The sequence below is a fragment of the Streptomyces sp. NPDC034037 genome (assembly GCF_055575715.1).
The window spans coordinates 109,367-126,413 of sequence record NZ_JBVISC010000013.1; the positions used below are offsets into that span (position 1 = coordinate 109,367).

Genomic DNA, 17,047 nt, shown 5'->3' on the forward strand with positions numbered 1-17,047 from the left:
GTCCCCTGCCGCGGTGGATCAGGCCTCTTCGGAGAGGTCCGCCGACGAAGAAGATGGCATTGGCCGGGGCGGGCGCACGCCGACGTACTGGCCGCTGGGACGCATCCGCAGCGGCCGCTCGCCGTACTCCTCCAGGGCATGCGCGATCCAGCCCGCCGTACGGGCCACCGCGAAGATCGTCTCGCCCGCCTCCGCCGGCATCCCGGAGGAGGCGGTCAGGACGGCCAGGGCGAGGTCGACATTGGCCCGCAGGTCCGTGTGGCGGGCGGTGGTGGCCACCACGTCGCGGGCCGCGGCGAGGGCGGGGCCCGCCTTGGGCAGCACCTCCAGGAGGCCGAACAGCGCCTGCGCGCGCGGGTCCTCGCCGGGGTAGAGGCGGTGGCCGAGGCCGGGGACGCGGCGGCCCGCGCGCAGTTCGTCGGCCACCACGGGCGTCGCGCTGCCCCGGTCGAGCACGTCGAGGAGCATGCGGTGGGCGAGCCCGCTGGCCGCGCCGTGCAGCGGGCCCTCCAGGACGCCCAGCCCCGCCGACACCGCCGCGTAGGGGTGGGCTCGCGCCGAGGCGGCGACCCGCACGGCGAGCGTCGACGCGGCGAGGTCGTGGTCGACCAGCAGCGCGAGGGCGGTGTCCAGGGCGTGCAGGGCGGCCTCGTCGGGCCTGACGCCGCTCAGCCGGCCCCACAGCCGCCGGGCCAGCGGCCCTTCGTCCCGGTGGGTGGGCAGGATGGGCGGGAGCGCGGCGACGAGCGTGGGGATCAGCGTGCGCGCGGTACCGATGACCGCCTCTTCGGAGAGGTCGAAGCGGAGTGGGTCGGCGGCTCCGGCCGCGATGGCCGCCACGCGCAGCCGGTCCGCCGGTCCACTGTGCTCGGGCAGCGCGCTCACCGCGCGACGGGCCGCCGAGACGGTGTCGGCGGGGGCGGTGAAGCGGACGCCGGGGCTCAGGACGCCGGTCCACAGCCACTCGGCGACTTCCTCGTAGGAGTGCGTGAGCGCGAGCTCGGTGGCGTCCACACCTCGGAAGTAGTAGCGATCGCTGTCGATGAGCGTGATGCGGGTGCGTACGGAGAGTTCGTCGCCCGTGGTCGTGGCGGCGGGGGCCCGTCGGTTTCTGCGGGCCAGCGCCTCGACCTCCCCGGCGTCGAACGTGCTGCCCCGTGAGCCCGGCCCGCGTCGGCTGCTGAGCTGGCCGCGACTCACGTACGCGTACACGGTCTCGGGCTTCACGCCGAGCAACTCGGCGGCTTCTCTGGTGCTCAGCCGCCGTCGGCCGTCCTGCGCGGTTCCGTGATCCGTCATGGGCGACACCGTATCCGTATCCCGACATCTGGATGTCTGTATTGATCTAATCAATATTGACAACGTCTCAGTCAAGCATGGACAGTCGAATCAAGTCCAGGGAGGAAGTCGAGGAACAACATGCCGATCAATGGCTCCGCCGCCACCCCCACCGCACCGGTCGAGGTCCCACGAGGACTCGCGGGTGTCGTCGTCACCGAGACGGAACTCGGCGACGTGCGGGGATACGAAGGCTTCTACCACTACCGCCAGTACTCGGCCGTCGAGCTCGCGCAGAGCCGCAGCTTCGAGGACGTCTGGCACCTGATGTTCCACGGAGAGCTGCCGGACGCCGGACAGGCCGCCGCCTTCACCGCGCGGACCGCCTCACTGCGCCGTCTGCCCGAGGAGGTCCGCGAGGCGCTGCCCGCCATCGCCCGCGCCAGTGCGCTGTCGGGGCCGCTCTCCGGGCTGCGCACCGCCCTGTCGCTCTTCGGGGCGTCCAAGGGCTTCCGTCCGGTGTACGACATCGGCGAGGACCGTCGCCGCGCCGACGCCCTGGCCGCGTCCGCCGTCGTGCCGACGCTGCTCACCGCGTTGTACCGGCTCGGCCAGGGCCTCGAACCCGTGGAGCCGCGGGACGACCTGTCCTACGCCGCCAATTACCTCTACATGCTCACCGGTTCGGAACCGGACGCCGGCCGGGCGCGGGCCATCGAGCAGTACTTGATCTCAACCATTGACCATGGGTTCAACGCCTCGACGTTCACTGCCCGGGTCATCACGTCCACCGGCGCCGATGTGGCGGCCTGCCTGGTGGGCGCGGTCGGGGCGCTGTCGGGGCCGTTGCACGGAGGGGCGCCGAGCCGGGCCCTGGACACCCTCGACGCGATCGGGAGCCGTGACCGCATCGACGGATGGATCCGCGAGCGGGTCCTCGCCGGGGACCGCATCATGGGCTTCGGGCACCCCGTCTACCGCACCGAGGACCCCCGCTCACGCATGCTGCGGGACATCGCACGGCAATTCGGCGGCGACATGGTGGAGTTCGCGATCGAGGTCGAGCGGCACGTCGAGGCGATCCTGGCGGAGCTGAAGCCGGGACGTGAGTTGCACACGAACGTGGAGTTCTACGCCGGGGTCGTCATGGAGCTGTGCGGGTTGCCGCGCGAAATGTTCACCCCGACGTTCGCCTCGGCGCGAGTGGTGGGCTGGAGCGCCAACATCCTGGAGCAGGCGCGGGATTCGAAGATCATTCGGCCCGCGGCCCGCTATGTGGGCCCGCCCGCACCCCAGCCGGTGCCGACAGCCGACTGACGATGCGCGAGCCGTAGGAACTGCAAGCCCCGCGAGCCCCGCAAGCGCCACAAGGACCGGGGCGCCCTGTCAGACGCGTGTCCCCCGCGCGCCGCTGGCAGTCGTTCACTTCGCGGCATGTCCCGGCAGCCCTATCCTGGGGCGATCGTCACTTTCCACACGGGATCCGGCGAGGCCCGCATTCCGGCGGAGAGGACCCGAGGTCCGGTTTTCGCCCGGCGGGTCGCCCCGCCGCGATCCGTACGCACGCCGGTATGAGGGGCCCACGGTTGAACACGCAGCAGATCCCGGTCATCGTTCTCGCCGGATTCCTCGGTTCCGGCAAGACCACCCTGCTCAACCATCTCCTGCACCGCAGCGGTGGCAGCCGGATCGGGGCGATCGTCAATGACTTCGGTTCGATCGAGATCGACGCGATGTCGGTCGCGGGGCAGCTCGGCGACTCGACCGTCTCGCTCGGCAACGGCTGTCTGTGCTGTGCCGTGGACGCGAGCGAGCTGGACGAGTACCTGGAGCGGCTCGCCCGGCCCTCCGCCGGGATCGACGTCATCGTCATCGAGGCGAGCGGGCTCGCCGAGCCGCAGGAGCTGGTGAAGATGCTGCTCGCCAGCGAGAACCCCCGCATCGTGTACGGGGGGCTGGTCGAGGTCGTCGACGCCGCCGAGTTCGACGCCAACAGGCAGCGGCATCCCGAACTCGACCGGCATCTGGGCATCGCCGATCTCGTCGTGGTCAACAAGGCCGACCGGGTGCCCCCGGCGGAGCAGGAGCGCGTCCTCGGCGTCGTGCGCGGCCTCGCCGGGCGGGCGGCCGTCGTCGCCGCTTCCTTCGGGCGGGTCGACGTGGAGCTGTTCTTCGACCGGGCGCCCGTGGGGGAGCGGGTCGGCCAACTCTCCTTCGACGATCTGCGGGACGATTCCGACGATCTGCCGGACGACGCCGCCGACCCCGAAGGCCACGCGGACTCCGGGGACGCCTGCGGGCACCACGACCACCTGCACTCCGCCTACGAGAGCCTCGCCTTCAGCTCCGAGGTGCCCCTGGGGCCGCGTCCCTTGATGGCCCTGCTCGACAGCCGGCCCGAAGGGCTCTACCGCATCAAGGGGTACGTCGATTTCGGCGCCGCCGACCCGCGCAACCGGTACGAGGTGCACGCCGTTGGGCGGTTCCTGCGCTTCTATCCGCAGCCGTGGGCTCCGGGCGAGCCGCGGCTGACCCAGCTGGTGCTCATCGGGTCGGGCATCGACGTACCGGCCCTGGAGGAGGAGCTGGAGGCCTGTCGGGCGTACGCCCCGCAGGCCGACGAGCAGGCCATGTGGGGCGTACTGCGCTACGTACAGGAACCGGACGCCGACCACCCGCAGGCCGCGGACCCGGACACCGCGAGGCCCGAAGCCGAAGACCCGCACGCCGCGGACCCGTATGCCGCGGACCCGCATGCCGAAGACCCGTATGCCGCGGACCCGCATGGCGAAGACCCGTATGCCGCAGAACCGGACGTCGAGGATCTCGGCGCCGGGCCCACGGCCTGAACCCGCGGCTACACCGGTCCCGCGACCGCCGCCACCGGCTTCGCGAGCGAGACGCCCGAGCCGTCGCGGCGCGGGTCCATCTCGGGCAGCTCGGCCGGCATGCCGTTGCGCTGGGCCGCGTGCGGTGGCGTCGGGCCCGCCCACGCGAAGCTCAGGCAGTCCTCGCCCTTCAGGAACCGCTGGACGCGCACGCCGCCCGTGGCGCGGCCCTTGCGCGGGTACTGGTCGAACGGCGTCAGCTTGGCCGTCGTCTGCACCGAGTCGTCGAGGGTGCCGCGCGAGCCCGCCACCGTGAACACGACCGCTTCCGTCGCCGGGTCCACCGCGGTGAAGGAGATGACCTTCGCCCCCGCCGCGAGCTTGATGCCCGTCATGCCGCCGGCGGGACGGCCCTGCGGACGCACCTGGGAGGCCTGGTAGCGCAGCAGCTGGGCGTCGTCCGTGATGAAGACCAGGTCCTCCTCGCCGGTGCGCAGCTCGGCCGCGCCGACGATCCGGTCACCGTCCTTGAGGGTGATGACCTCCAGCTCCTCCTTGTTGGACGGATAGTCGGGCACCACCCGCTTGACCACGCCCTGCGCGGTGCCGAGCGCGAGTCCCGGCGACGACTCGTCGAGCGTCATCAGGCAGATCAGCTTCTCGTCCCCGCTCAGGGGCAGCAGTTCCGAGACGGGCGCCCCACCGGAGAGATTGGGCGCGCCCATCGTCTCCGGCAGCTGCGGGAGGTCCACCACGGACAGGCGCAGCAGCCTTCCGTGGGACGTGACGGCACCCACCTCGCCGCGCGCCGTGGCCGGCACCGCCGAGACGATCGCGTCGTGCTTGACGCGCTTGGTCTCGCCGTCCGAGAACGGCTCGCCGTTGGCCGTGCGGGCCAGCAGGCCCGTCGACGACAGGAGCACGCGGCACGGGTCGTCCGCCACCTGGAGCGAGACCGTCGCGGCCGGGGAGCCCGCCGACTCCAGGAGAACCGTCCGCCGGTCGGTACCGAACTTCTTGGCGACGGCGGCCAGTTCCGAGGAGACCAGCTTGCGCAGCTCGGCGTCCGACTCCAGGATGCCGGTCAGCTCGTCGATCTCGCCGTTGAGCTTGTCGCGCTCGGACTCCAGCTCGATGCGGTCGAACTTGGTCAGCCGGCGCAGCGGCGTGTCCAGGATGTACTGCGTCTGGATGTCGCTCAGCGAGAAGTGCTCGATCAGCCGCTCCTTGGCCTGCGCGGAGTTGTCGCTGGAGCGGATGAGGCGGATGACCTCGTCGATGTCGAGGAGGGCCACCAACAGGCCCTCGACCAGGTGCAGGCGGTCGCGCTTCTTGCCGCGGCGGAACTCGCTGCGGCGGCGCACCACGTCGAACCGGTGGTCGAGATAGACCTCCAGGAGTTCCTTGAGGCCGAGGGTGAGCGGCTGGCCGTCCACCAGCGCGACGTTGTTGATGCCGAAGGACTCCTCCATCGGCGTCAGCTTGTACAGCTGCTCGAGGACGGCCTCCGGGACGAAGCCGTTCTTGATCTCGATGACCAGGCGGAGGCCGTGCGAGCGGTCGGTGAGGTCCTTGACGTCGGCGATGCCCTGGAGCTTCTTGGCGCCGACCAGGTCCTTGATCTTGGAGATGACCTTCTCGGGGCCCACGGAGAAGGGCAGTTCGGTGACGACGAGGCCCTTGCGGCGCGCCGTCACGTTCTCCACGGCGACCGTGGCGCGGATCTTGAAGGAGCCGCGGCCCGAGGCGTAGGCGTCCTTGATGCCCGTCAGGCCGACGATCTTGCCGCCCGTGGGCAGGTCGGGACCCGGCACGAACTTCATCAGCGTCTCGAGGTCGGCCCCCGGGTGCTTGATCAGGTGCCGGGCCGCGGCGATGACCTCGCCGAGGTTGTGCGGCGGCATGTTCGTCGCCATGCCGACCGCGATGCCCGAGGCGCCGTTGACCAGGAGGTTCGGGTAGGCCGCCGGGAGGGCGGTGGGCTCCATCTCCTGGCCGTCGTAGTTCGGCTCGAAGTCGACGGTGTTCTCGTCGATCGACTCCGTCATCAGGGAGGTGGCGTCGGCCATCTTGCACTCGGTGTACCGCATGGCGGCCGGCGGGTCGTCGTTGCCGAGCGAGCCGAAGTTGCCGTGGCCGTCCACCAGCGGGAGGCGCATGGAGAAGGGCTGGGCCATGCGCACCAGCGCGTCATAGATCGACGCGTCGCCGTGGGGGTGCAGCTTGCCCATGACCTCGCCGACCACGCGGGCGCACTTCACATAGCCGCGGTCGGGGCGCAGACCCATCTCGTTCATCTGATAGACGATCCTGCGGTGCACCGGCTTCATGCCGTCGCGGGCGTCCGGCAGGGCCCGGGAGTAGATGACCGAATACGCGTACTCGAGGAAGGAGCCCTGCATCTCGTCGACGACGTCGATGTCGAGGATCCGCTCCTCGAACGAGTCGTCGGGCGGCGGGGTCTTCGTGCTGCGGCGGGCCATCGCTGCTGCGGCTCCTTCACCAACAAGTGCGGGTTCTGACGCCGACCATTGTGGACCGTCCCACTGACAACGCCGACCACGACCCGTGCGGCGGCGACGTCACGGCCGGGACTACGCCCTGAGCGGACCGGGAACGTCGTCAGGTGTCAGCACGCTTGCATACAGTGGCAGGACTGGCAGCAACGGTTCTGATCCAGCGAAGATCCAGCGATCGAAGGGACGTACATGCCCATGGGTCACACGGCCACAGCCGAGGCCGGCTCCGGCGGCCTGACAGCGACCGAGCACCGGCTGGCCAACGGCCTGCGCGTGGTGCTCTCCGAGGACCACCTGACCCCGGTCGCCGCCGTCTGCCTCTGGTACGACGTCGGCTCCCGCCACGAGGTCAAGGGGCGTACCGGCCTGGCTCACCTCTTCGAGCACCTGATGTTCCAGGGCTCGCAGCAGGTGCCGGGGAACGGACACTTCGAGCTGGTCCAGGGAGCGGGCGGCTCGCTCAACGGCACGACGAGCTTCGAGCGCACCAACTACTTCGAGACGATGCCCGCCCACCAGCTGGAGCTGGCCCTGTGGCTCGAGGCCGACCGGATGGGCTCGCTGCTCTCCGCGCTCGACGAGGAGTCCATGGAGAACCAGCGCGACGTCGTCAAGAACGAGCGCCGGCAGCGCTACGACAACGTCCCGTACGGCACCGCCTTCGAGAAGCTGACCGCCCTCTCCTACCCGGAGGGCCACCCCTACCACCACACGCCGATCGGCTCCATGGCCGACCTGGACGCGGCCACGCTGGAGGACGCGCGCGCGTTCTTCCGTACGTACTACGCGCCCAACAACGCGGTCCTCTCGGTCGTCGGCGACATCGACCCCGAGCAGACGCTCGCCTGGATCGAGAAGTACTTCGGGTCGATTCCCTCGCACGACGGCAAGCAGCCGCCGCGCGACGGCTCCCTGCCCGAGCGCATCGGGCGGGAGCTGCGCGAGGTCGTCGAGGAGGACGTCCCGGCCCGCGCCCTGATGGCCGCCTACCGCCTGCCCGAGGACGGCACGCGCGCGTGCGACGCCGCCGACCTCGCGCTGACCGTCCTCGGCAGCGGCGAGTCCTCCCGGCTCTACAACCGGCTCGTGCGCCGCGACCGCACCGCCGTCGCCGCGGGCTTCGGGCTGCTGCGCCTGGCCGGTGCCCCCTCGCTCGGCTGGCTGGACGTGAAGACCTCCGGCGACGTCGAGGTCCCGGTCATCGAGGCCGCCGTCGACGAGGAGCTCGCCCGCTTCGCCGCGGAGGGCCCCACCCCGGAGGAGATGGAGCGCGCCCAGGCACAGCTGGAGCGCGAGTGGCTCGACCGGCTCGGCACGGTCGCCGGCCGCGCGGACGAACTGTGCCGGTACGCGGTCCTGTTCGGCGACCCGCAGCTCGCCCTCACCGCCGTCCAGCGCGTCCTCGACGTCACCGCCGAGGAGGTCCAGGAGGTCGCCAAGGCCCGCCTGCGCCCCGACAACCGCGCGGTGCTCGTCTACGAACCCGTGGCCACCGCGGACGGGCCGGCCGAGGACGCCATGGAAGAGGACGCCGAAGAAGAGGAGGCGGCGAAGTGAGCGAGGCCGCGACGATGCAGTTCCACCCGCAGCCCCAGGCCGGCACGGCCAAGCCGTGGGCCTTCCCCGCCCCCGAGCGAGGCGCCCTGCCCAACGGCCTCACGGTGCTGCGCTGTGACCGCCCCGGCCAGCAGGTCGTCGCCGTGGAGGTGCACCTGGAGGCGCCCCTGGACGCCGAGCCCGAGGGGCTCGACGGCGTCGCCACGATCATGGCGAGGGCCTTCAACGAAGGCACCGACAAGCACTCCGCCGAGGAGTTCGCCGCCGAGCTCGACCGCTGCGGTGGCACGATGGACGCGCACGCCGACCACCCCGGCGTCCGGGTCTCCCTCGAAGTCCCGGTCTCCCGCCTCCCGAAGGCGCTCGGCCTGCTCTCGGACGCCCTGCGCGCCCCCGCCTTCGCGGACAGCGAGATCGAGCGCCTCGTGCGCAACCGCCTGGACGAGATCCCGCACGAGGCCGCCAACCCGGCGCGCCGCGCCGCCAAGGAACTCTCCCGGCAGCTCTTCCCGGCCGGCACGCGCATGTCCCGGCCCCGCCAGGGCACCGAGGAGACGGTCAGCGCCATCGACTCGGCGGCCGTACGCGCCTTCTACGAGAAGCACGTCCGCCCCGCGACGGCCACCCTGGTGATCGTCGGCGACCTCACGGGCACCGATCTGGACGCCGTGCTCGCGGACACCGTCGGCACCTGGACGGGCGGCACGGCGGAGCCCCGCCCCAGCCTTCCGATCACCGCCGACGACACGGGCCGCGTCGTCATCGTGGACCGCCCCGGAGCCGTCCAGACGCAGCTCCTGATCGGCCGCATCGGCCCGGACCGGCACGACCGGGTCTGGCCGGCCCAGGTCCTCGGCACCTACTGCCTCGGCGGCACCCTCACCTCCCGGCTGGACCGCGTCCTGCGCGAGGAGAAGGGATACACCTACGGAGTGCGGGCGTTCAGCCAGGTCCTGCGGTCCGCTCCGGACGGCACGGGCGCCGCGATGCTCGCCATCAGCGGATCGGTCGACACCGCCTCCACGGGCCCCGCGCTCGACGACCTGTGGAAGGTCCTGCGCACGCTCGCCGCGGAGGGCCTGACGGACGCGGAGCGCGACGTGGCGGTGCAGAACCTCGTGGGTGTGGCCCCGCTCAAGTACGAGATGGCCGCCTCCGTCGCCGCGACGCTCGCCGACCAGGTCGAGCAGAACCTGCCGGACGACTTCCAGGCACAGCTGTACCGGCGGTTGGCCGCCACCGGCACCGTGGAGGCCACCGCGGCCGTCGTGAGCGCCTTCCCTGAGGACCACCTGGTGACGATCCTCGTCGGCGACGCCGCGCAGATCGAGGAGCCCGTCAGGGCGCTCGGCATCGGCGAGGTGAGCGTGGTCAGCGGCTGAACGACAGGTTGCGGCTGAACGAGAGGTTGCGGCTGAACCAGAGGCTGTGGCTGACCAGAGGTTGTGGCCGAATGTGAGCCGCGGCTGAGCGGGAATCAGCGCGTTTCGAGGCCCCGGTGACCGGTTCGGTCGCCGGGGCCTCATATGTCCGCCTTTGTGTGGCGGTTGCCCGTCTGCCGTGTGGCGTGCGCAACAAAAGTGTCGATCCGTTTGTCGATTGAAAGAGGGGGCGCTTAGCTTCGATCCGGCTGTCCGTCACACACCACGTCGCACCCGCGGCACCGGGCAGTCATCGCCGAGTCCCCGTACGGCGCGAGCCAGGGGAGCCGGGGACCCACAGTCCCTTGGGGTGAATCGGGCACCTTGCCGTCAGGTGAGGGGCTCGTAGGAGACCTTCCTGCTCCGAACCCGTCAGCTAACCCGGTAGGCGAGAAGGAAGGAAAGGATCAGCCGCTTCATGGCGTTCACCCGTGCCACCGGGAAGCACCGTCGTCCCAGCCGCCTCACCCGCACGACCGCGAACGTCGCGGGCGTCGCCGCGCTGACCACCACCGGCGTCATCGGCGGCATGGCCGCTCCGGCGCTCGCCGCCGTCGACGAAGGGGCCGTGGAGCACACCGGCCTCACCCAGGCGATCTCCGTGGGCGGTTCGCTCGCCGAGACCATCGACGCCCAGGCCGCCGCGCAGCGCCAGGCGGCCGAGGACGCCGCCGCCGCCAAGCTGGCCGAAGCGGCCGCCAAGAAGAAGGCCGCCGAGGACAAGCGCAAGGCCGAGGCCGAGGCCAAGGTGAAGGCCAAGGAGGAGCGCGAGGCCAAGGAGCGCGCCGCCCGCGCGGCCGAGCGCAAGCGCCTGAACGCCTACGTCTCCCCGATCTCCGGCTCGTACGTCTCCACGGGCTACCAGACCGGTGGCGCCATGTGGTCCTCCGGCAGCCACACCGGCGTCGACTTCCACGCCGCTTCCGGCACCCCGGTCCACGCGGTCGGCGCGGGCACCGTCGTCGAGGCCGGCTGGGGCGGCGCGTACGGCAACAACGTCGTCATCAAGATGAACGACGGCACGTACACCCAGTACGGCCACATGTCCTCGCTCGGTGTCACCGTCGGTCAGACGGTCACCCCGGGCCAGCAGATAGGCCTCTCGGGCTCCACCGGCAACTCCAGTGGCCCGCACCTCCACTTCGAGGCCCGCACCGGCCCCGAGTACGGCTCGGACATCGACCCCGTGGCGTACCTGCGCTCGCACGGCGTCAACGTCTGACCTCCCGGCACACCGAAGGCCCCGGCTCCTGCGAGCCGGGGCCTTCGCGCTTTTCCGGTCCTTCCGCGCTTGGCCAAAAGATATCCATGGATTGCGGCCCGCCGTCGGTAATTCCGGCACTCTGCAATAGAGTTGCCGAACGAGCGTCGGTCGACCGCGTTTCGCGGGGATTAAGGCGGAGGTCCGGTCATGCGTATTCCCGCGCATTCGGTGTGCACGGCCATCCGGGACGACATTGTCTCCGGTGTCCATGAAAGGGGCGGCCGGCTCACCGAGGAGCTTCTGGCCCGCCGCTACGGCGTCTCGCGCGTTCCGGTGCGCGAGGCACTGCGCACCCTGGAGGCCGAGGGGTTCGTCGTCACGCGCCGACACGCTGGCGCCTGCGTCGCCGAGCCCACGGAGCAGGAGGCGGCCGACCTCCTGGAACTGCGCATGCTGCTCGAACCGCTCGCGGCCGCCCGCGCGGCCCGGCGCCGCACCGAGGCGCACCTCAAGGTCCTGCGCGGCCTCGTCAGGCTCGGCCAGGAGCGCGCGCGGCGGGGGCAAGGGGAGGATCTGCGGTCACTGAGCGGCTGGTTCCACGAGACGCTCGCCCAGGCCTCCGTCAGCCCCGGCCTCATCGCGCTGCTCGCCCAGCTCCGGCACAAGATCGCCTGGATGTACGTGGTGGAGCCGCCGGCGGCGCCGTTCGACGCGTGGGCGCAGCGCGCGGCGATCGTGGACGCGGTGGGCCGCGGGGACGGCGAGCGGGCCAGGGCGCTCACCTGCGACCACATGGAGCGGACCGCGGGCGCGCACCGATTGCGCCGTTCGGCGAGCGCGGGCCGTGTGAGGGAGCCGCAACATCCCGTCAACACGGTGAGCCTTCGGAATTAACGCGCGTGCCGTATACAAGTCGTAGGGCGCCTTTACTCGGGGCGGCGCTATTCGGGGACATCTACTCGGGGCGGCGCTATTCGGGGACATCAATTCTGCGTGAATTTTGGAACGCGGGGCACGCGCCGCACGCGCCGGATCACACCGAACCGCGCCGGATTTCCTTTAAGAGCTCGTCACACGATTACGAACCGGGCTTCTTGGGCGTGTCCACGCATACGCGGGTCGTTGGTGGTGCGCGCCCCGAAGGCGCGGTGTCCTTCGGGGCGCGGGGCAGGGGTTCGGGTTCAGGCGTTGTAGCCGCCGTGGGCGTCCAGCACTGCGCCCGTGACGTACGACGCGGCGGGGCTCGCCAGGAAGGCGATCGCCGCGGCGATTTCGTCGGGGTGCCCCATGCGTTGCAGGGACAGCGAGCTGACCAGGGCCTTGAGGGTCTCGGGGTCCGGCGGTTGCATGCCGCCCTCCATCAGTCCGGCCTCCACGACGTTGGCCGTGATGTTCCGGGGCCCGAGGTCGCGTGCGACGCCCATGGTGTACCTCTCGATCCCGGACTTGGTCGCCGCGTAGTCGGCAAGGCCGGGGGCGCCGACCCGGGAGCCCAGTCCGGAACTCACCGTGATGATGCGACCGCCCGTACGCAGCACTCGGGAGGCGGCCCGGATGACGGCGATCACGCCGAGGTAGTTGGTGGCGTGCATCCGGTCCAGTGCGGTGGTGTCGGCATCGGGGTCGTCCACCGTGCCGGCCACGGAGATCGCCGCGTTGTTGACGAGGATGTCCAGGCCGCCGAAGTGCGCGATCACGTCGTCGATCAGCGCTGGCGCCCGGCTCGTGTCCGCCTGGTCGGACTGGAAGGCGACGGCCTTGGCTCCCTTGGCGTGCACCTCGTCGACGACGGCCTGCGCCCGTTTCTCGGAGCTGACGTAGGTGAAGGCGACGTCGGCGCCCTGCTCGGCCAACAGTCGTACGGTCGCGGCTCCCAGTCCGCGCGACCCCCCGGTGACCAGGGCGACTTTGCCCGTGAGTGGTTTGCTCATTCTTCTCACCTCGTTGATTGACCCTTCCCGGCAGTCGCAACGTTAATTGTTACGACAGGCTGTTGCAACCTTCACTGTTACGACTGCGGGTAACATGGAGCGTCGCGACCGAGAGGAGGAGTCCATGAGCGCCAACAGCAGGCTGACCATCGCCGCCCACGCGCTGGTCTGGATCGGCCTCTACCAGCGCCAGGGCCATGAGGTCGCGACCTCCGAGCAGATCGCGACCAGCGCGAAGACCAATCCGGTGGTGATCAGACGGCTGCTCGGCGAGCTGCGCGGGGCCGGGCTCGTGGAGTCCCGGCGGGGCGTGGGCGCGGGCTGGTCGCTGGCGCGCGAGCTGGAGTCGATGACCCTGCTCGACGTGTACGAGGCAGTGGAACCCGGCCCGCTGTTCGCAATGCACCGCACCACCCCGGACCAGGGATGCGTGGTGGGCCACGGCATCCAGCCGGCGATGCGCAGCGTCTACGAGGGCATCGAGGAGACCCTGAGGCACGAGCTGGCCCGCGTCACGCTCGCGAACGTACTCCGGGACGTACTCGCGGCACCTCGCTAGCCTCCCCGTTGCGCCCTGACATCACCAAGGCCCCCATCCATGCCCAGGCCGACGAACAGCCATCTGCTGGAGACGCCTCAAGAAGGCCCATCCACGATCGCGTTACGAGCTCTAAGGGCCGCCCTGAACAAGGCGAAGGGCCCGCCCCGTGTTCCGGAGCGGACCCTTCAAAGTGCTGCGCGATCAAAGGCGCTGTGTGGCTCAGACCGTCTCCGGAAGCTCCTCGAGGCCCTCCGCGACCAGCTTCGCCAGACGGTCCAGGGCGGCATCCGCACCCTCGGCGTCGGAGGCGAGGACGATCTCCTCGCCGCCCTGGGCGCCGAGACCGAGCACCGCGAGCATCGAGCCGGCGTTGACCGGGTTGCCGTCGGCCTTGGCGATCGTCACGGGGACGCCGGCGGCCGTGGCCGCGCGGACGAAGATGGAGGCGGGTCGGGCGTGAAGGCCCTCGGCCCAGCCGACGTTGACGCGGCGCTCAGCCATGTGTTGCTGCCCTTCCAGGTGTCTCACACTTGTCTAGACCATTGTCGCATGCCGTCGCGGGTGCTCCGTCGGCCGGACGCCGGTCCTCCTCGACCGTACCCGGACCGGGCGGCCCCGCGACCCGTACGCTGGCCCCATGCAGACCCCGTCGGATCAGCAGGATCGGCATCGGCAGGACCGGCACGACTACCCGTCGCACTGGGAAGCCGACGTGGTGCTGCGCGACGGGGGCACCGCGCGGATCAGGCCCATCACGGTCGAGGACGCGGACCGCCTGGTCAGCTTCTACGAACAGGTGTCCGACGAGTCGAAGTACTACCGCTTCTTCGCGCCCTACCCCCGGCTGTCCGCCAAGGACGTGCGCCGCTTCACCCACCACGACCAGGTGGACCGGGTGGGACTCGCGGCCACGGTGGGCGGCGAATTCATCGCGACGGTGCGCTACGACCGCATCGACGAGCGCGGCATGGCCGCCAGTGCGCCGGCCGACGAGGCCGAGGTCGCCTTCCTCGTGCAGGACGCCCACCAGGGCCGTGGCGTGGCCTCCACGCTCCTCGAACACATCGCGGCGGTCGCGCGGGAGCGGGGCATCCGCCGGTTCGCCGCCGAGGTGCTGCCCGCCAACACCAAGATGATCAAAGTCTTCACGGACGCGGGCTACCGGCAAAAGCGCAGCTTCGAGGACGGTGTCGTCCGCCTGGAGTTCGACCTGGAGCCGACCGACCGCTCCCTGGCCGTGCAACGCGCCCGCGAACAGCGCGCCGAGGGGCGCTCGGTGCAGCGGCTGCTGACGCCGGGGTCGGTCGCGGTGATCGGCGTGGGGCGCACCCCCGGCGGCGTCGGCCGCAGCGTGCTGCGCAACCTCCGGGAGGGCGGATTCACCGGGCGCCTGTACGCGGTGAACAGCGCCTTCGACGAGGGCACGGAGATCGACGGCGTCCCCGCGCACCGCTCCGTGACAGCCATCGAGGAGTCCGTGGATCTCGCGGTGATCGCCGTGCCCGCGGAGAAGGTGGCCCACGTCGTCGCCGACTGCGGCGAGCGCGGCGTGCGCGGCCTGGTGGTGCTCTCCGCCGGGTACGGCGAGAGCGGCCCCGAAGGGCGTGCGCGCCAGCGGGAACTGGTGCGCCAGGCGCGCTCGTACGGCATGCGCATCATCGGCCCCAACGCCTTCGGCGTGATCAACACCTCGCCCCGGACCAGGCTCAACGCCTCGCTCGCCCCGGAGCACCCCGCGCGCGGGCGCATCGGTCTGTTCACCCAGTCCGGCGCCATCGGCATCGCGCTGCTGTCCGGGCTGCACCGGCGGGGCGCGGGCCTGTCCACGTTCGTCGGCTCCGGCAACCGCGCCGACGTGTCCGGCAACGACCTCCTCCAGTACTGGTACGAGGACCCCGACACCGACGTCGCGCTGATGTACCTGGAGACCATCGGCAACCCGCGCAAGTTCACCCGCCTCGCGCGCCGGGCCGCGACCGCGAAGCCGCTCGTCGTGGTCCAGGGCGCCCGGCACAGCGGGATCGCGCCCACGGGGCACGCGGTACAGGCCACGCGTCTCCCGCACGCCACGGTGTCCGCCCTGCTGCGCCAGGCGGGGGTGATCCGCGTGGACACCGTCACCGAGATGGTCGACGCGGGGCTGCTGCTCGCCGGGCAGCCGCTGCCGGCCGGGCCCCGGGTCGGCATCCTCGGCAACTCCGAGTCGCTGGGGCTTCTCACGTACGACGCGTGCGTCGCCGACGGACTGCGGCCGCTGCCGCCGCGCGACCTCACGACCGGCGCCGCGCCGGCCGACTTCCGCGCCGCTCTCACTGAGGCGCTGTCGGACGAGGGCTGCGACGCGGTCATCGTCAACGCGATCCCCTGGGTGCGCGAGGACGGGGTGGCCGCCGACCCGGAGACGCTGGCCACGGAACTGCGCGCGGCGGCCGCGGGGTGTCCCGCGAAGCCGGTCGCCGTCGTCCACGTGGAGCTGGGCGGCCTCGCCGAGGCGCTGTCCGCCGCCACAAGCACCGGGCCCGACGCCCCGCCGAAGCCGCCGACGGACGCCACGGACACCCCCCGCCGCCCGCCCACGGCGACAAACGGACCGGAGGCCCCCGCAGCCCCTATGCGGGCCACAGGAACCACCGCGCAGGCCACCACGGCCACCACCCCGGCTCCCGCAACCACCGCGCAGGCCGCTGCGGCCACGACGCAGGTCACAGGAGTCACGACGCAGGCCCCCACAGCCACCCCGCAGGCCACCGCCGCCCCCACAGCCACCCCGCAGGCCACCGCCGCCCCCACAGCCACCGCCCAGGCCACCGCCCCCGCCCCCGCCGCTGAGGCCACCGCCACCGCCACCGCCCCCGACCAGTACCGCATCCCCGCCTACCCCGCCGCCGAGCGAGCCGTCCGGGCTCTCGCCGAAGCCGTCAAGTACGCGCAGTGGCGCCGCGAGGCCGCCGAGCCCGGCAAGGTGCACGAGTACGACGACATCGACGAGAGCGGCGCCGCCGACCGCATCGCGGCGCTGCTGGCCAAGGACGACGACCCGCGTGGCGCCACCCTCGCCCAGGCCGACGCCCACGAACTGCTCAGGCACTACGGCATCCGCGTACGCCGTGCGCTGCCCGCCCCCGACCCGGACGCGGCGGCGCACGCCGCGCGCACCCTCGGCTACCCCGTGGCCCTGAAGACCACGGCCCCGCACCTGCGCCACCGCGCCGACCTCGGCGGAGTGCGGCTCGACCTCGCCGACGAGGAGCAATTGCGCCGCTCCTACCAGGAGTTGACCGACGCCTTCGGCAAGCCCGCCGAGCTGCGCCCCGTGGTCCAGGGGATGGCGCCGCGCGGAGTCGACACCGTCGTCCGCGCCGTCATCGACCCGGCGGCCGGGGCCGTGCTCTCCTTCGGGCTCGCGGGAGCCGCCTCCGAGCTGCTCGGCGACACCGCCCACCGCCTGATCCCGGTCACCGACCGGGAGGCGGCCTCCCTGGTCAGATCCATTCGGACCGCCCCCCTCCTCTTCGGCTGGCGCGGCTCGGCCCCGGTGGACACCCCGGCCCTCGAAGAGCTGCTCCAGCGGGTCTCCCGGCTCGTCGACGACCACCCCGAGGTGGTCGGCGTCACGCTGGAGCCCGTGGTCGTCGCCCAGCGCGGACTGTCCGTCCTCGGCGCCTCCGTCAGGCTCGCGCCGCCGCCCGCCCGCGACGATCTCGGCCCGCGTACGCTCCCCGGATACTGAAGGGCGTACGCCCCGGGCACGAGCGCGCCATGGGGGCA

The 17,047-nt window shown here is 71.7% G+C and carries 12 protein-coding genes and 1 riboswitch; of the genes, 8 read left to right on the plus strand and 4 right to left on the minus strand.

What is annotated here, in order from left to right:
• Positions 1 to 18: 18 nt before the first annotated feature.
• Positions 19 to 1,299, minus strand: a complete 1,281-nt coding sequence (locus ACZ516_RS32235) for a citrate synthase family protein (RefSeq protein WP_469013146.1) — start codon at positions 1,297 to 1,299, stop codon at positions 19 to 21.
• Positions 1,300 to 1,419: 120 nt separating this feature from the next.
• Between ACZ516_RS32235 and ACZ516_RS32240 the strand changes: the two genes are divergently transcribed.
• Both ACZ516_RS32240 and ACZ516_RS32245 read left to right on the plus strand, forming a co-directional pair.
• Positions 1,420 to 2,595 (plus strand): citrate synthase/methylcitrate synthase, encoded by a 1,176-nt coding sequence (locus ACZ516_RS32240; RefSeq protein WP_361076595.1) that lies wholly within the window; start codon positions 1,420 to 1,422, stop codon positions 2,593 to 2,595.
• 254 nt (positions 2,596 to 2,849) lie between these two features.
• Entirely contained in the window at positions 2,850 to 4,127 is a 1,278-nt protein-coding gene (locus ACZ516_RS32245; protein WP_469013148.1) for a CobW family GTP-binding protein, read from the plus strand.
• Between the two features lie 8 nt (positions 4,128 to 4,135).
• Here the strand turns inward: ACZ516_RS32245 and ACZ516_RS32250 are convergent, their stop codons facing one another.
• Positions 4,136 to 6,589 carry a DNA gyrase/topoisomerase IV subunit A gene (locus tag ACZ516_RS32250; RefSeq protein WP_361076601.1) on the minus strand — a complete coding sequence of 818 codons (2,454 nt, stop codon included), beginning with the start codon at positions 6,587 to 6,589 and terminating at the stop codon, positions 4,136 to 4,138.
• Positions 6,590 to 6,814: 225 nt separating this feature from the next.
• On the opposite strand from ACZ516_RS32250, the gene ACZ516_RS32255 reads away from it, so the two are divergent.
• From ACZ516_RS32255 to ACZ516_RS32270, 4 genes are all read left to right on the plus strand, one after another.
• A complete protein-coding gene (locus ACZ516_RS32255; RefSeq protein ID WP_358912344.1) occupies positions 6,815 to 8,182 on the plus strand; it encodes a M16 family metallopeptidase in 1,368 nt (455 codons plus the stop codon).
• Positions 8,179 to 9,564: a M16 family metallopeptidase gene (locus tag ACZ516_RS32260; protein WP_469013152.1), complete on the plus strand. Its 1,386-nt coding sequence runs from the start codon at positions 8,179 to 8,181 to the stop codon at positions 9,562 to 9,564. Before ACZ516_RS32255 ends, ACZ516_RS32260 begins: the two co-directional genes overlap by 4 nt.
• A gap of 283 nt (positions 9,565 to 9,847) precedes the next feature.
• Positions 9,848 to 10,008: riboswitch (cyclic di-AMP (ydaO/yuaA leader) on the plus strand.
• Between the two features lie 13 nt (positions 10,009 to 10,021).
• Positions 10,022 to 10,825, plus strand: a complete 804-nt coding sequence (locus ACZ516_RS32265; RefSeq protein WP_358581490.1) for a M23 family metallopeptidase — start codon at positions 10,022 to 10,024, stop codon at positions 10,823 to 10,825.
• A 189-nt stretch (positions 10,826 to 11,014) separates the two neighbouring features.
• Positions 11,015 to 11,701 (plus strand): GntR family transcriptional regulator, encoded by a 687-nt coding sequence (locus ACZ516_RS32270; protein WP_469013154.1) that lies wholly within the window; start codon positions 11,015 to 11,017, stop codon positions 11,699 to 11,701.
• 287 nt (positions 11,702 to 11,988) lie between these two features.
• On the opposite strand, the gene ACZ516_RS32275 is transcribed toward ACZ516_RS32270, so the two are convergent.
• Positions 11,989 to 12,738, minus strand: coding sequence for an SDR family NAD(P)-dependent oxidoreductase (locus tag ACZ516_RS32275; RefSeq protein WP_469013156.1), 750 nt, complete (start codon positions 12,736 to 12,738; stop codon positions 11,989 to 11,991).
• 124 nt (positions 12,739 to 12,862) lie between these two features.
• On the opposite strand from ACZ516_RS32275, the gene ACZ516_RS32280 reads away from it, so the two are divergent.
• Positions 12,863 to 13,297 (plus strand): Rrf2 family transcriptional regulator, encoded by a 435-nt coding sequence (locus tag ACZ516_RS32280; protein WP_469013157.1) that lies wholly within the window; start codon positions 12,863 to 12,865, stop codon positions 13,295 to 13,297.
• Between the two features lie 201 nt (positions 13,298 to 13,498).
• Here the strand turns inward: ACZ516_RS32280 and ACZ516_RS32285 are convergent, their stop codons facing one another.
• Positions 13,499 to 13,780: an HPr family phosphocarrier protein gene (locus ACZ516_RS32285; protein ID WP_358581480.1), complete on the minus strand. Its 282-nt coding sequence runs from the start codon at positions 13,778 to 13,780 to the stop codon at positions 13,499 to 13,501.
• Between the two features lie 136 nt (positions 13,781 to 13,916).
• On the opposite strand from ACZ516_RS32285, the gene ACZ516_RS32290 reads away from it, so the two are divergent.
• Positions 13,917 to 17,009 (plus strand): bifunctional acetate--CoA ligase family protein/GNAT family N-acetyltransferase, encoded by a 3,093-nt coding sequence (locus ACZ516_RS32290; protein WP_469013158.1) that lies wholly within the window; start codon positions 13,917 to 13,919, stop codon positions 17,007 to 17,009.
• The last annotated feature ends 38 nt before the right edge of the window (positions 17,010 to 17,047 follow it).